The 14,223-nt window shown below is 51.4% G+C and carries 13 protein-coding genes; 8 read left to right on the top strand and 5 right to left on the bottom strand.

Translation table 11 applies throughout. The annotated features are described in order from the left end of the window. The first annotated feature begins 520 nt into the window (after nucleotides 1-520). The 4 genes from ACQ4M4_RS17405 to ACQ4M4_RS17390 all read left to right on the top strand — a co-directional run bounded on the left by ACQ4M4_RS17405 (nucleotide 521) and on the right by ACQ4M4_RS17390 (nucleotide 4,812). Complete coding sequence (locus ACQ4M4_RS17405) at nucleotides 521-1,645, top strand: ABC transporter ATP-binding protein (RefSeq protein WP_430685714.1); 1,125 nt, start codon at nucleotides 521-523, stop codon at nucleotides 1,643-1,645. A gap of 204 nt (nucleotides 1,646-1,849) precedes the next feature. Next, nucleotides 1,850-2,989, top strand: coding sequence for an ABC transporter substrate-binding protein (locus tag ACQ4M4_RS17400; RefSeq protein WP_430685713.1), 1,140 nt, complete (start codon nucleotides 1,850-1,852; stop codon nucleotides 2,987-2,989). Between the two features lie 87 nt (nucleotides 2,990-3,076). Continuing rightward, the gene (locus tag ACQ4M4_RS17395; RefSeq protein ID WP_430685712.1) at nucleotides 3,077-3,994 is read left to right on the top strand and encodes an ABC transporter permease; all 918 of its coding nucleotides are present in this window, start codon (nucleotides 3,077-3,079) and stop codon (nucleotides 3,992-3,994) included. A gap of 2 nt (nucleotides 3,995-3,996) precedes the next feature. Then, the gene (locus tag ACQ4M4_RS17390; RefSeq protein ID WP_430685711.1) at nucleotides 3,997-4,812 is read left to right on the top strand and encodes an ABC transporter permease; all 816 of its coding nucleotides are present in this window, start codon (nucleotides 3,997-3,999) and stop codon (nucleotides 4,810-4,812) included. Nucleotides 4,813-4,969: 157 nt separating this feature from the next. On the opposite strand, the gene ACQ4M4_RS17385 is transcribed toward ACQ4M4_RS17390, so the two are convergent. Beyond that, complete coding sequence (locus tag ACQ4M4_RS17385) at nucleotides 4,970-5,551, bottom strand: thioredoxin family protein (RefSeq protein WP_430685710.1); 582 nt, start codon at nucleotides 5,549-5,551, stop codon at nucleotides 4,970-4,972. 478 nt (nucleotides 5,552-6,029) lie between these two features. Between ACQ4M4_RS17385 and ACQ4M4_RS17380 the strand changes: the two genes are divergently transcribed. After that, entirely contained in the window at nucleotides 6,030-6,176 is a 147-nt protein-coding gene (locus ACQ4M4_RS17380) for a hypothetical protein (RefSeq protein ID WP_430685709.1), read from the top strand. A gap of 115 nt (nucleotides 6,177-6,291) precedes the next feature. Here the strand turns inward: ACQ4M4_RS17380 and ACQ4M4_RS17375 are convergent, their stop codons facing one another. The 3 genes from ACQ4M4_RS17375 to ACQ4M4_RS17365 all read right to left on the bottom strand — a co-directional run bounded on the left by ACQ4M4_RS17375 (nucleotide 6,292) and on the right by ACQ4M4_RS17365 (nucleotide 11,275). Then, nucleotides 6,292-6,975 carry a hypothetical protein gene (locus ACQ4M4_RS17375; RefSeq protein WP_430685708.1) on the bottom strand — a complete coding sequence of 228 codons (684 nt, stop codon included), beginning with the start codon at nucleotides 6,973-6,975 and terminating at the stop codon, nucleotides 6,292-6,294. A gap of 52 nt (nucleotides 6,976-7,027) precedes the next feature. Beyond that, nucleotides 7,028-7,483 (bottom strand): hypothetical protein, encoded by a 456-nt coding sequence (locus tag ACQ4M4_RS17370; RefSeq protein ID WP_430685707.1) that lies wholly within the window; start codon nucleotides 7,481-7,483, stop codon nucleotides 7,028-7,030. 450 nt (nucleotides 7,484-7,933) lie between these two features. Then, on the bottom strand, nucleotides 7,934-11,275 hold the full coding sequence (locus ACQ4M4_RS17365) for an AAA family ATPase (RefSeq protein WP_430685706.1): 3,342 nt from the start codon (nucleotides 11,273-11,275) through the stop codon (nucleotides 7,934-7,936). Nucleotides 11,276-11,529: 254 nt separating this feature from the next. On the opposite strand from ACQ4M4_RS17365, the gene ACQ4M4_RS17360 reads away from it, so the two are divergent. The 3 genes from ACQ4M4_RS17360 (at nucleotide 11,530) to aac(6') (ending at nucleotide 13,048) form a co-directional block, all read left to right on the top strand. Next, on the top strand, nucleotides 11,530-11,811 hold the full coding sequence (locus ACQ4M4_RS17360; RefSeq protein WP_430685705.1) for a hypothetical protein: 282 nt from the start codon (nucleotides 11,530-11,532) through the stop codon (nucleotides 11,809-11,811). A 228-nt stretch (nucleotides 11,812-12,039) separates the two neighbouring features. After that, nucleotides 12,040-12,549 (top strand): N-acetyltransferase family protein, encoded by a 510-nt coding sequence (locus tag ACQ4M4_RS17355; RefSeq protein ID WP_430685704.1) that lies wholly within the window; start codon nucleotides 12,040-12,042, stop codon nucleotides 12,547-12,549. Nucleotides 12,550-12,592: 43 nt separating this feature from the next. Beyond that, nucleotides 12,593-13,048: an aminoglycoside 6'-N-acetyltransferase gene (aac(6'), locus tag ACQ4M4_RS17350; RefSeq protein WP_430685703.1), complete on the top strand. Its 456-nt coding sequence runs from the start codon at nucleotides 12,593-12,595 to the stop codon at nucleotides 13,046-13,048. 236 nt (nucleotides 13,049-13,284) lie between these two features. On the opposite strand, the gene ACQ4M4_RS17345 is transcribed toward aac(6'), so the two are convergent. Further along, on the bottom strand, nucleotides 13,285-13,494 hold the full coding sequence (locus ACQ4M4_RS17345; protein ID WP_430685702.1) for a chlorophyll a/b-binding protein: 210 nt from the start codon (nucleotides 13,492-13,494) through the stop codon (nucleotides 13,285-13,287). Between the last annotated feature and the right edge of the window lie 729 nt (nucleotides 13,495-14,223).

Raw genomic sequence — 14,223 nt, 5'->3', positions numbered from 1 at the left:
TCAGTTTATCCTTAGTTTGTAAGGAAGTGGGGATTGAGGGAAAACGCGTGCAGGGCGATCGCTCTAGGATACTTCGCCAATCTACTATGCCAAATGTGTGAGACGCTTGAGCCTTATTGACCTGATGGTTCAGCCCGGTTTGGGGAACAAACGCTCCTGATCAGCAGCAGTTAATTAACTTTCTGTCTGCTTGCACCAAAATCCGTATCAACTGTAACGATAGGAATTTGGATTGTCACCAAACAATAGCAACAGGACAATAGCAACAGGATTAAAACAGCCCCAAGCGAGAAACTGAAGTGCAGAATTTGAAATTTCAAACCTCACTCAAACCTGTAAGGCTTCTCACGCTCATCATCAACTTGGCTTGAGATGCACAACATAGGGCAACAAACAACTCGGTTTCACCGACATTTTTGCTCAGCAGTCAAACAATCTTCGCTCTTATCTTCAATGTTCTGATACTATCCATCCCATAACCTGGGAACTCTAATAGCTGGAATTGCGGGGAAACTGCCACATGGCCCAAACGTTCACACAAAACCAAGCCATCGTTGAGGTCGATACCCAAAATGATGTGGAGCTGCGCAACGTCGTCAAAATCTATAACGGCGAAGCGGCAGTCCGGGGAATTGACCTGAATGTGCGCCAGGGCGAGTTTTTCAGCATTTTAGGTCCCTCGGGATGTGGTAAAACGACAACGCTTCGCCTGATCGCCGGATTTGAAGAGCCGACAACTGGTGAGGTGTTTATTCGCGGGAGAGATGTGTCGGGTGTGCCGCCCTATCGTCGCCCGGTCAATACGGTCTTTCAAAGCTATGCTCTGTTTGGCCACATGACGGTGTGGGACAATGTGGCGTTTGGTTTGCGGTTGAAAAAAACTAGTAAGGCCGAAATTCAGGCGCGGGTTTCTGAAGCGCTGCAGCTGGTGAAGATGGAGTCGTTTGCGCGGCGATCGCCCAGCCAGCTCTCGGGTGGTCAGCAGCAGCGGGTTGCCTTAGCACGAGCCTTGGTGAATCGGCCCACCGTTGTGTTGCTGGATGAACCCTTGGGGGCGCTAGACCTGAAACTGCGAAAAGAAATGCAGGTTGAGCTATCCAATCTGCACAAGGAGTTGGGCGTTACGTTTGTCATGGTGACCCACGACCAGGAAGAAGCGCTGAGCCTCTCCGACCGCATTGCTGTAATGAATGCTGGATTGGTTGAGCAAGTGGGTTCTCCCAGCGAAATTTATGAATATCCCAGGTCTCCATTTGTTGCCGACTTTATTGGCGATACCAACCTGTTTCATGGTTATGTGGAAGCGACAGACCCAAGCTTGATCAAGATGGTGACTGAAGAAGGCAGTTCGATTTTGGTGAAGCCAGGCGACGGCTGGCACGGCTCGGTGGGGAATGCAGTGGTGGTGAGCATTCGCCCTGAGAAAGTGCATGTGAGCCTGGAGTCCCCAAACGCTGACAACGTCTTTGAAGGTCGGCTGAAACACTCCATGTACTTGGGCACCCATGTTCACTACGTGGTGAAGCTCGTGTCTGGGGAAACGGTGACGGTGTCGCAACCCAACCGGCTTGGAACTGCGATCGCCACTGATGAACCCATCTTTGTGTCGTGGTCGTCGGCTGACTGTTTGGCCTTGATCAACTAGCTCGGTGACACTGATGCGGGTTTGTTGGGCATGGCGATTGGCCTAGCTCTCACTTCAATCTCCATCGAGTAGTTCACTATGCACGAAAACATTTTGCAACCAATGGTTAATTAATGTTGGTGCTATCTGCTGCGGGTTTTGCCTCATTAAGCTGAAGCTGCGGCCCGTTCAGTCTGTATTTAGGATGCAAGTAGGAGTGTTGTCATGCACCGCAGAGGTACTCGTTCATCTCGTTCACTTTGGCGATCGCCCCGCATGTCTGCCAGTCGGCGGCGGTTTTTACAGCTGTCAACGGCTGCCTTATCGGGAGCTGTACTCACAAATTGTGCGCGCAACTTGGCTGATGTGGGTTCCTCAGGTGGTGAAGCGGCGGCTAGTGCCGATACGCTGCATGTCTATTCCTGGTCAGCCTATATCGATGAAGACCTGCTGAAACAGTTTGAGCAGGAGACTGGAATTCGCGTGATTGCTGACATTTACGACTCTAACGAAACCATGCTGGCCCGAATGCAGGCTGGTGGGGGGCAACAGTACAGCGTCATCTATCCATCCGACTATATGGTGGAAACGATGAAGGAGCTTGATCTGCTGTTGCCCCTGGATGGCGATCGCCTGCCCAAAACCGCAGATCTGCTCGAACAATGGCAAGATCCTCCCTATGACCCCGGCAACGAAATGAGCTTTCCCTATGCGTGGGGAACTACCGGACTCATCTACAACGCTGCAGAGCTGGGCGAAATTGAAGATTGGGACTACTTGTGGGATAACCAGCGCCAGCTGTCGCGTCGCATGACCTTGCTAAACGACGTACGGGAAGTGATGGGCATGGCGCTTAAGAGCCTGGGCTATTCCAACAGCACACAAGACCCTGATGAAATCGAAGCAGCCTATGAACTGTTGGCCGAGCTAAAGCCCGACCTCAACTCGTTTACAACTGATGGTTGGCGTGATCAGATTATTGTGGGCGATTTGCTAGTGGCCCATGCCTACTCAGTGGATGGGATCGACGCCATGCAGGAGAATCCTGACTTGCAATATGTTGTGCCCGCCAGTGGCGCGACCGTGTGGACGGATGCTGTTGTCATTCCCAAATCGGCCCCCAATGTTGATGCCGCCTATGCCTGGCTCAACTATATCCTTGCGGCTGATACTTCCGCGCCAATTGTGTCGCGGCTGCGCTTGGCAACCCCCAACAAACAAGCATTTGAACTGATGCCCGATGAGCTGAAATCGGATGAAACGCTCTTTCCTCCAGATGAGGTGCTAGCCAAGTGTGAGGTGCTTGCAACGGTTGGCGATGCGGCCGAAATCTACGATCGCTATTGGACCCAGCTCAACAGCTGATGTGAGATGGCGCGATCGCTCGGGTAAATTGGTGTTGTGCGAGCTTGCCGCTAGGCTAATATTCAGGCTGTTCATTTTGCTGCTTTTATGGCCACTACCGCTCCTGTTCCATCTTCAGGTACCCCGCCAAAATCCTTGGGCGATCGCATCAAGCATGGTGCTGTCAAATTAATAGAACCCCTGGTACTGCTGGCTCCTCCCGGTGTATGGTTGCTGTTGCTGTTGGTTGTGCCCACCTTCATGATTTTGGAGCTGAGCTTTTTGCCAGGATTTCGTCCCGGAACGCTTCCGGCTGGCTACGGCTTGGGCAACTATCTCAATATTGGGCAGGCGCTTTATCTGCGGGTGATTTTTCGCTCTGTGTTTTTTGCGATCATTTGTACCCTCATGTGTTTGATGTTGGGCTTTCCCGTGGCGTACTGGATTGCGGTTTTGTCTCCTAAGCGTTGGCGGAACCTGTTACTGGTTGGCTTTGTCCTGCCGTTGTGGACTTCCTCGCTCCTGCGTTCCTATGCCTGGATTACCATTCTGCGACCATCAGGGGTGCTCAACAGTACATTGAGCCTGCTTGGTTTGCCGACTGTAGATATTTTGAACACCCAACTGGCTGTCATGATCGGGCTGACCTATAACTTTTTGCCCTACATGGTGCTGATTCTCTATGCATCGTTGGAAAAACTGGATAAGCGCTTGCTCGAAGCTGCTTCCGATTTGGGCGCAACCCCCCGCGAAGGGTTTATGAAAATTACGGTACCCCAGTCTTTGCCCGGTATCGCGGCGGGTTGCTTGCTGGTCTTCATCACCAGTTTGGGCGACTTTGTGGTTCCCGAGCTATTGGGTGGAGCCTCTAGCATGACCATGGCTCGCCTGATTTACAACCAATTTTTGGGTGCAACTCGTAATTGGGGCTTTGGCTCGGCGCTTAGTATGATTCTGATTTTGGCCGTGAGCATATCCATTGCCCTGCTGCTGAAGTATGGCGATCGCAATGCGGAGACCGTCTAGTGATGAATCCTTCCTCCAAGTCCGAACGCAAGTTTCGCATATCGTGGCAGTTTGGGTTCACACTGCTCATGTTTGCGTTTATGTACCTGCCAGTGCTGGTGCTGGCGTTCTTTAGCTTCAACGAGTCTCGTTTTAGCGCAGAGTGGACGGGATTTTCGCTGCGGTGGTATCAGCAAATGTTGGGGGACGGGCGCATCCTGTCGGCCTTGCAAGATAGCCTGTCGGTCGCCATGCTGGCGGTGCTCATTGCGGCCGTACTGGGCACGCTGATGGCGGTTGGGCTGTCGCGCTACGAGTTTCCTGGCAAGGGCCTGTATCAAGGGGTGGCTTACCTACCGCTGATTATTCCTGACATTGCGATCGCCGTGGCAACGCTGGTCTTTTTGGCCTCCATGGCCATTCCGCTCAGCTTGTGGACGGTGGTCTCGGCCCATGTGGTCTTTTGTATTGCCTATATCGCTGTGGTAGTCTCGACCCGGTTAGCAGGTCTCAATCCCTACCTGCAAGAAGCTGCGCTAGATTTGGGCGCAACTCCGTTCCAGGCATTCATCAAAGTGCTGCTACCCGAAATCATGCCCGCGATTATTTCGGGCTGTTTGCTGGCCTTTGTGCTGAGTATGGATGATTTGCTGATTTCGAGCTTTACCGCTGGCGGTGGCACCACCACGCTACCAATGGAAATTTTTAGCCGAGTTCGAACAGGTGTCCGACCAGACATCAACGCACTGAGCGTGGTGCTCATTTTAGGATCTGGGATTTTAGCCTTTGCTGCGGAATATATTCGCTATCGAGAAGACCAAAAGAAATTGCAAGACTAGGCCATCGTTCCCCATCTGGGCAATTGCCTTTCGCTCTTGCTGTGAACCTGCGTCGACGTCAGTTCTGGATAAGCGACAGCCCCCATGTTTGAGGCTTGTTCAATGCGATCCCTAGAAGAGTTCATCCCCGCAACTGATGTTTTGTTAGGTTCAGGCTCTAACCAAAATAGTCGGGCGCATTTCCGGGAATCCATTTGATGTTGCAGCCAATGCTAGGGATTTGCTCCTCTGCAACAGCTTTTCCTGCCAGAACTGCATCGATCACCCGACGCAAATCTTGTCCAGTGACAGGCTGTTGATTGCTGGGACGGCTGCTGTCGAGCTGTCCCCGATACACTAGTTGGCGATCGCCATCAAACACGAAGAAATCGGGGGTGCAGGCGGCAGTGTAGGCCTTAGCCGTATCCTGGCTAGCGTCGTAGCACAAGGGAAAATTGAACTCTAGCGATTGAGCCATTTCCTTGAGCGATTCTGGGGCATCGTCGGGATAGTTGGCCGCGTCGTTGGCGCTAATTGCCACAATGCCAACACTTTGATTGGCATAGTCTTTGCCCAACTTCGCCAATTCGGTCTGAATGTGCTTGACAAAGGGACAGTGGCGGCAAATAAACATCACCACCAGCACAGCTTTGTCTTGAAACGTATCGAGCGAAACCATGTCGCCCGTGACCACATTGGGCAGATGAAAAGCGGGTGCTGGAGTGCCCAGCGGCAGCATGGTAGAAGCGGTAAGAACCATAAAACGACCGTACCGTAAAGTAAGTGTGTAAAAGTAACTGTGTGAATACTTGCAATGCCAGCTTTTGAATCAACTGCCCAGAAGGGTGATAGGCCCAAAACCAGCATCGATCGCCAAGCCGAGATGTATAGACCATACTAGGTCGCTGGCAGACGATGTCAAGATTTGCAGACAGTTTCCCAGGTCTGTTAAAAGCGCGATCGCTTGCCCTATAAGGGATGGTCTTGCTTCCCTCGTGCATGGCTATGCAGTTTCTGCATAGCCATGATTCGTTGGTGGAATGCTGACTCGCCTCTGAGCTGGAAAATAGGCTACGAATAGTAATAGGAAGTTGTAATAGTGCGGATGAGATTCAGTAATTGATCTGGATTCGCTCTTGTTGTGTTGGAAAATCCCCCTGTTTTGGCTAAGGCTTTTTCAAACAAGCCATCACATTGGAGTCGGCAGCCAGTCGTTTTTAGTTGATGGAGATAGTGTCATGAATCGAAATAAGCGATCGCAAGTGTTAGAAGTGCCTCCCATTCCGGCAACCACTATTCAAAATAGTCAAGATTTTGACCAGTGGGCAATTGCAGTACGCCAGCAAATGATTGCGTCGCTCCGAAAGCGTGGTGTGCGCTTCTAGGTTGCTCTCGGTTTGATAGGCTTGGTGAAAGCCAATGGCGAGTGTTGGAACACGTTAAATTTGCCTACAGAGGCGCGGGGAACTGCGCTTTTTTTTTGCCCAGATTTCCCTCGACTTATCTGGGATGTGAAGCCCACTCTCGCACAAGCGCGATCGCCTTTACCAAACCCATGGCCTCGCTATGTTGCAAAAAATCTTGAATGCGCTGCACCGTGAGGCTGGGGAGCAATTGGCTGACGCGGTGTTCCGTGTAGGTATCGTTTTGGCAATTAAAAATTTTTAGTTCGCCTTTGAGAGCATCGTCGCCCAAAAAGGTTTGGTAACACCACACTTCACTCACGCCCAGGCTGGCGTAGATTGGCAACGGCTTGAGCTGCCGCTTATTAATGGCAATATCAATGGCGAGCTGAGGTGGTGCCGCTTGGTTAACATCTAGGGTCACAACAGCCTCTCCATCCTCATCTTGGACTTGAGTGATGCCATCAAGGGTGGGGTTGTGGCCCATGTAGTAGATGGCACTGGGGGCAATGGCAATTCGCCAGTCTGAGTGCAGCAGCTGAACTGGGGCGATCGCCGTGATGGGTTGAGCTTGAGCCTCTGCTACGAGCTGAATCAAAGAATCTATCAGCTTGCGGCAGCGCGTTTGTTCTGGTAGTGGAGACATCATCTCTAGCTTGCGGCCACTATAGGTGAGGCGGGTCGTGCGGTTAGGGCCAAGCTCATGCAGCAACGCTTCAAACTGTTGCCAACTCACATCGGATAAAACAACGCGTTGTTCGGTTGGGTCGGGCTGTTTCATAACTGGGCAAAACGACGGGACGAAGCAAAGAAATAGAGCGATGGTCGCTCGGTTATGGCTGCTCGGTGGAAGTCGGAGCACCACAGTAGGTGTTGACCTGCTCCACCAGTTCGGCTTCTTTGCTGGTGGCTGTTTGAAAGGTCTCACGGGCGGGTCGTGCTGCTTCAAAATCTTGATTTTCTAGCGCACTAGCCAACTCGCGAGCCGAGCTGCTCACCTCAGCATACATGCTGGCAAACTGTTGTCGATAGGTGTTGAGCTGGGGGTCGTTAATCTGTAGAGTTTCGATGTCGGTTTTGCCCTGATCAAACCGTTCGGCAACTTGCAGCAGCGCTTCGGGATTCGGTGTGGCGTTGGCCTGCACAATGCCCTGCACCGCCTCAACGGTTTGGTTGGTTTGCTCGGTGAGTTGATTGCACTGGGTTACTTTGCTTTGGCTGCATCCTGCCAAACCCAAGACTACAACTAACCCTACCGCTCCATATTTTTGCCAATGACGAAGAACCATGAAGAACTCCCAGTGCTCGATCGATTGCAGGCTGAAAGGCAATTAAGTGAAAAACTTTGCGACCTGTATGGCCTTAGCTTAACGTCAGTTTCGGTTAAGGGCTTTTCTGAGGTTTTCGCGGCGCGAAAACCTCAGAAAAGCCCATTTTTGCGTGCGCGTTGCGCACGCAAAAATGGGCACTTCAGCTTATCCATAACTCACGTTAGCTTAGTTTTTTCTGGACAATTGCTGCACAGGGCGATCGCCCCAAAATTGCCGATTCAACAGCGCAAATGTCGTTGATGATCTTACTCTTTCTACCAAATTTGGTTGGACTGCAGTATCAACCATTTCTCAGATCTGTGGGCCTCGCCAGCCTGTTTTGCGGGTTGGCAACCTCTTGAAATCCCTGAAAAATGCTTGTTTTAGATTTGACAGAGCCGTCAAATCTATTCTGTTGGACAACTTGCTCTACACAACCAGCTGAACTTGAGACCCCTCCGCTGTTTTGGTGACTTCAATCCGGTGCTGAAAGGCTTCTTTGAGGCGGGGCATGTGAGTGACGGTCAGAATACAGGAAAAGTCGTTGGCGATCGCTTGAATTGCGGCAATGAGGCGATCGCATCCAGCCTCATCCTGGGTGCCAAAGCCTTCATCAACTACCAGCATTTGCAGGGCCGCCCCCGATCGCTGAGCCAACAAGCGTGCCAGGGCTAGCCGAATGGCAAAATTAATCCGAAAGGCCTCGCCTCCAGAATAGGTCTCATAAGGCCGTGTGCCCTGAGCATCGGCAATCAAAATATCTAACGTTTCAATCAATTTGCTATTGACTCCACCTTTGCGACGGCTACGCTGCGTGACGAATTGTATATGCAGTTGGTGGTTGCTCAAGCGGCTCAGAATGTGGTTGGTTTCTGCCTCTAAATGGGGCAGGACGTTTTCGATCATCAATGCCTGGATCCCATTTTTGCCAAAGGCTTGCGATAGCTCGGTGTAGACTCGTAGCTGCCGACGAAGGGAATTGAGCTGGGTGTTCAGCTCGCGCTGCTGCACGCTTAGGAGCTCTAGCTGCTGCTGCTGCTGCTGGGCGCGGCCAACATGGGCGAGCTGTTCGTCGAGGTGAGTTCGTCGAGCTTGAATGTGAGTCTCCAGGTTGGCGATCGCCGTTTCGGGATTGGGAGTTTGCTCAATTTGCTCAACCATGCGCTCCATTTGTTCAGTCAGCGATTTCAGTGCTTGGGTGCGGGTCTCCAGCAGCTTGGTTAGGTCTTGTTGCCGCTGTTGCAATTGGGGATAGGTTTGTTGAGCTTGCTGTAGTTCTTGCTGCCGGAGCTGCCATGCTTGAGCTTTACGTAGCTTGTTGCGCAGGGTGGTGTGCTCCTCCAGGTTGTAGGCGATCGCCTCGATATGCTGCTCCAGTTGGCGAATGTGTTGCTGGGCTTCCGATTGGTGCAACCCATCAAGCTGAGTTTCAACGATAGCCAGCCGTTGTTCGAGGGTAGGTACTTGCTCTTGCACCCGCGCCAACCGCCGTTGAGCCTGTTTCATTTCGGCTTGCTTAATTTCGGCCCAGCGCCAGCGATCTACCTCGCCTCTTGCCAGGGCGTGGTTCTTGTCGTCGTAGTTGAGCGTTTGCAGGGTTTGGTCGAGCAGTCTCAGTTCTTCGTGAACTTCGAGGGCGTAACTACCCGTTTGCAGCGATCGCTCAATATCTTCTTGCTCTTGGCGAATTTGTGCGAGTTGGTGTTGGCCGTGGGTTGCGCCGTGCAATTGCTCTTGCAGCTTACCGTGCCGCTCCAAAATGGAGTTGTAGTGACCCAACTCTTCTTCGAGGTCGCGATACTCTTGCCGCAAGAGTTGAATTTCGCGATCGGAGGTGGCCAATTGTTCGCGAATCACCCAAATCTGATCCTGAAGTTCCTGCTTTTGAGCCAGGTGCCGCTCCATCACAATTTGAAGATGGTGCTCATCCAGGGGGCGATCGCACACCGGGCACGGTGGAAACGGCATTGCATCCAGTGCGATCGCTACTGTTTCCGTCATGGACGAGTCGAGGGTTGGCTGGGACGAGTCGGGTTCAACGCTGCGCTGGGCTTTGCCAGATTTGCGTTTAGCCTTGCCCTGCCCGTTGGGCACGTCTTCTGCTCCGTAGCTGGCTGCTGCTTCTGCGAGATGGTGACCGTTGTTCGTGCTGCTGTTCTTACCGTTGTTGTTCTTACCGTTGTTGCCATGACTAGGCTCGGCATGACCAGGATTGGCATGACTGCGGTGCCCGGTTTGGTCGTGGGCCTTATCCTGCTTGAATTCGGGATGGCTGTGAGAAAACTGGGCTCCCTGTTTGAGTTGCACGATCTTGTGGTCAAGTTCCACAATTTGCGCCTCAATGTGCCGCTGCCTATCCTGCAAGCGCTCCAAAAAGCTGCGTCGCTCCAACCCCTTGTCTAAGACTTGTTGTTGATAGAGCCGTCGTTTTTCCAGATATTGAATCGCGGTCGCCACCTCAATGACCGCTTGCTGCAGTTGAGGCTGACGTTGATTGTGTTGCTGAAGCTGCTGGGCTGTGGTTTGCAGCGCTTCGCTACGAGCAATCAGCCGAGCTTGGTGGTGCTCTAGTTGAGAAAGGAGCTGTTGCCGTCGTTGTAGCAAAGGAGCTGCCTGCACTTGCAGCTGATCGAGCTTGGCCAGGCGATCGCGTGCTTCGTGCAGTTTGGTCAACGCTCCCTCAATCTCGGTAGCTTTGCTCAAGGTTTGCTGCAATTCTTCGGCTTGCTGATGCAGGGCTTCGAGCTGGGTGTACAGTCGATTTTGTTCTTGACTGAGGGCTGTGTGCTGAGTTTGGTATTGCTGCTGTAGAGTTTGCAGTTGAGCCTGGGCTGCCTGATGAGCATGAAATTTTGTACTCAGTAGGTCTTCTTCGGTTTGTAGGCTGTGGTATTCCGCACATCCAGCGGCGATCGCCTCGGCCTGATGCAACACCCCTTCTAGCGATACCTTCTGCTTAATGAGTTGGTGTTGTTCCTGCTTGAGTCGCTGGCAGTCTTGCAACAGGTGTTGCTGCTGCTGCTGTTGCAAGTTCAATTGCTGTACCCACGATTGGCGTAGCTGCTTGGCTGCCCGCAACTGTCGCAGAGTTTCGGTATCGGCATCGTGCTGTTGCTGCAGGTTGGCTAGGTTGGCCATCAAGTTTTCCAGCTCAAGCGTAAGGGTTTCTCGCTGCTGCAACTGGTGATCAGTTTGCTCTAGGTTGCGTTCTAATACTGTGAGTTCGGCCTTGAGCTGGCGCGATCGCTCTTTTGCTTTGTCTCCCAAATCGTCGTATTGCTGAAGCTGGAGCAAATCAGCCAAGACCTGTTTGCGATCGCTAGGCCGCTTCAGCATAAATTCGTCGGCATGGCCCTGGCGCAAATAGGCCGAGTGCACGAACGTTTCATAATCCAGCCGAATGTGCTGCACAATCAGCTGTTGGGTGGCGCGGAGTCCCTTGGCGGTTAAGCTGCGAAATCCATCGGATGTTTGCACCTGAAACTCTAAACTGCTGCTTTGGCCACGATAGCGAGCGCGAATCACGCGATACACCCGCTCAAAACATTGAAACGTAAACGAAACCTGAGCTTCGGTTTCGCCCATGTGAATGGCATCATCTTCGATGGCGGCGCGGCTTTCGCCCCACAACGCCCAGGCGATCGCTTCTAACAGAGACGACTTGCCCGCCCCGTTGACACCACAAATACAGGCCACATGTAACCCTCGAAAATCGATGGTGGCGTCGCGATAGCTTAAAAAATTCTTCAGCGTAAGTTGTAGCGGAATCATGCCCTAACCCAGCAAGCAGCCTATGGGACACAGCTAAAAGATCGACGAACGCTTACATGCAGCGTCGAGGGTGAAGTTGGCTCAGGTTGGCAATACACTTGCACTTTAATACAAGTGTACAAGGGAAAGCAATGCCTTGTAATGGCCTTGTGTTGTATCGAAGCTGTTCATAAAACGATGCAGGCTAGTTTTTGTAGCTTTTGCTACTGTTTTCTATTCTGGAGATGTAGCAAAAACCAAAGGAGTAATCACCTATGAACCGCTGGCAGCTGACATCCAAACTGGAAGGATATGTGCAGCCCTCGCTGCGCCCATCTCGCAAACCTGTGTTAAGCCAGGGATTGGCCGATTTGTGGTACGGCTTGATGGATCGGTTGGCTGTATCGAATGAGCCTCACATTTGGTCAACTCGCGACAGCGCGGGCAATCTGCGATGGAAGGCTCACGATCCACTCACAAACGAAACAACTGATGCCATGACCGATGCTGAGATGCGGCAATGGCTGGAAGAGCGTCATTATCGGTTGGCGGTATAGGTTGATTTAGGTCTAGAGGCGTCAGTCTGGACTGCTCAGTTCAGCAGATACGTCGCAGGATTGTTTGGAATTGGCATTGGCTCGAAACGGCTGGTTTTAAGCGCTTTGCATAAGGGATAGATGAATCATGGTAACGACGTGTTGTGGTAAATGAGCGGGCGATCGCAACAAATGCGAAATTCTCCTGGTAGGCTCACACCATGACACGCTTTGCCCTATCCACCCAACATGAATCCGTTCATCGCAAATGGCCACCTGCGCGACGCAGCGCTTGCCGATTTACCGCACATTGTCGAAATTTACAATGCTTCCATTCCAGGACGCATGGCAACGGCCGATACCGACCCAGTCTCGGTTGAAAGTCGGTTAATTTGGTTTCAGGAGCATCATCCCCAGACTCGCCCGATTTGGGTACTAGAGCGCCAAGGCCGCATCATTGCTTGGATTAGCCTCAGCACGTTTTATGGTCGTCCGGCTTATCAGGGTACTGCCGAGTTTAGCCTATACATTGCGCCCGAGTGCCAGGGCCAAGGCATTGGCACTCAGTTACTGCAATGTCTGATTGAGCGCTGTCCTGAGTTTGGCGTGACAACGGTGCTGGGTTTTATTTTTGGCCACAATACACCTAGCCTGCGACTGAGCGAAAAGGCTGGATTTGAACGCTGGGGCTTTTTGCCGGGGGTGGCGGTGCTGGATGGCAAATTGTGTGATTTGGTGATTATGGGCCGCCGAGTTTGAGAACCGTACGAGGACAGGACGAGGACAGGACGAGGACAGGATAATGCACATTCGCTTGGTTGCGGTGGGCGATCGCCCTGAATGGTTGAGGATGCGATCGCAACTGTGGCCCTCTTCAGGAGTGGATGAGTTGGCTACCGAAATTGACAAATTTTTGGCACAGCCGTTGCATCCAGCGACAACTCTCATGGCTGCCTTTGTGGTTGATCGGGGCGATGGTCGCTTGGGTGGATTTGTGGAGGTGAGTGTGCGCAACTATGCGGAAGGCTGCACGAGCGATCGCGTTGGCTACATTGAGGGGTGGTATGTGGATGCCGATCTGCGGCGACAGGGGTGGGGCGCTGCGTTAATTCAGGCCGCAGAAACCTGGGCAAAACAACTTGGCCTAACCGAAATGGCCAGCGACTGCGAGCTAGATAATACTGTCAGTTTAGAAGCCCATCAAGCCTTGGGTTATTGCGAAGTGGAGCGCGTGATTTGCTTTCGGAAGGCGCTATAGCAAAACCTGGATTGCCGTATGAGTTTATATCAGATATTCGCACTCGATAAATAACACAAATACACTTAATTTGACAACCTTGTGTGAGTGTTGAAATAACAAATTTCTTTTAGTTCGCAGGCATTCAAGCGTCTGCAAAACTGCAAAAAAATGCTGCACCTTTTTCATCAAGAAATAGGTGCAACAACTACATCTTCGTTCAACTGTGGAGAAGAGTCGGGAGTACTGTTCGAGAGTTACAGAAGACCCCAAAAATGTAAGAAACCTTGATCAGTAGAAACCTCGATCAAAACAGCAACCAAAAATCCAATCATCGCCAATCGGCCATTCCAAATTTCGGCGCTAGGAACAAAACCCCATCGCCAGGTGGTCCCAGCAAAGGCGTAAGGTTGACGAATTTCTTGTTCCTGCTGAACATTTTTTTGAATATCTTGAACTTCAGCCATGGTGTTGAATCTCCTAATGCGGCATGTCCTTAAGTTACTGAATCCAAGCCTTGTAGCCTTCTGTCAATGGGTACAGATATGATTCTTAACAAATGGGTAATTGGATAGAGCCAAAGCTTTGTTTTGCTTAAGGTTGAGCCTGCTTGATTCTCCCCGCTAGAAGCCCAATAGAAGACTGGTATCGGCTTCTCAATGTTTAGAGATGGGGGTTTCGTCCCTCACCTGTTTTCTCTAGTCAAAAGCTTGTTGAACGTGATTGATAAATACGGCTGAGCAATCCGGTTGAGTGTGAGCAGTATAAGATACCAATCAGATATCAAGCTGTTGCGATTATGTGCCCATATTGGATTTAGGCTACTTTCGCTTTTGCCTGATATTCTGGAGTTGAAAAGATCAGAATTTGGCCTTGATTTGAATCAGGCCAAGGGTAATAAGCAATCAGCCATCATTAACTATAAAACCCTAAAATTCTGTACCGTCCGCACAGAGTTTTAGGGTTTGGTTTTTTCATGGTGTCGATGTCGTTCAACATGTGGATGGTTGTTGTAGGCTGTCTTCTTTAAAACGTCAGTTTTGGTTAAGAGCTTTTCTGAGGGTTGCGCGTCGCGCAACCCTCAGAAAAGCCCAATTTTGCGTACGCGACGCGCACGCAAAATTGGGCTTTTCAGCTTATCCAAAACTCAGGTTCTTTCAACAACCACCCACAGCACCAATGCGTAAGTCCAGTGT

Origin of the sequence: Leptolyngbya sp. AN02str, from assembly GCF_050565595.1 — a bacterium.
Classification (GTDB): domain Bacteria; phylum Cyanobacteriota; class Cyanobacteriia; order Elainellales; family Elainellaceae; genus Kaiparowitsia.
The sequence above is the reverse complement of the archived record's forward strand: the minus strand, read 5'-3'. Positions and strand labels throughout refer to the sequence as shown.